Source organism: Candidatus Protofrankia californiensis (genome assembly GCF_900634765.1).
Classification (GTDB): Bacteria; Actinomycetota; Actinomycetes; order Frankiales; family Frankiaceae; genus Protofrankia; species Protofrankia californiensis.
The window spans coordinates 13,030-13,508 of record NZ_CAAAFT010000097.1 but is presented as its reverse complement, the minus strand read 5'-3'; the positions used below and the strand labels follow the sequence as shown (position 1 = coordinate 13,508).

Annotated in this window: 1 pseudogene; it reads right to left on the bottom strand. The window is 69.1% G+C overall.

Annotated elements, in window-relative coordinates:
* A pseudogene (locus DD1DGNOD_RS28820) lies at window positions 1–479 on the bottom strand (haloacid dehalogenase); the annotation flags it as partial.

Here is a 479-nt window from a genome sequence, read left to right as displayed (position 1 = left end):
CCCCTGCCGGCCAGTAGAGCTCCTGCATCGGGATCTTCTCGAGATCGACCGGGGTCAGATACGGCATCCTGCGCAGCAGGTCGGCGGGCAGGAGTCCCTCCGAAGCTTCGGAGCCGAAGTTGTCGTCATGCGACCACATCCCGAACGCGAACGCCTCCTGGGGGGTCGGCCGGGTCACGAACCGCGTGAGGGTGCGCAGGGCCGCCAGCCGCGCCCCGTCCAGCACCAGGGACGGCATCGGCGTCTCGCAGCGGTGGTAACGCAACCATTCCCGCTGGTAGGCAAGTACCCCGTCCTGGACGGCGGCGCGCTGCGCAACCTGCGTCCGGGAGGTGTGGTCGGCACCGAGAACGGGGTTGAGATCCTCGTCGAAGCCGATCAGCGAGCCGACGTCGGGCATGCACAGCTGCTCGAGCACTTCGGGGCTGCGCATCACCGGAGCGAACAGCGCCTCCGGTTCGCCGCCGGAGGCGACGTAG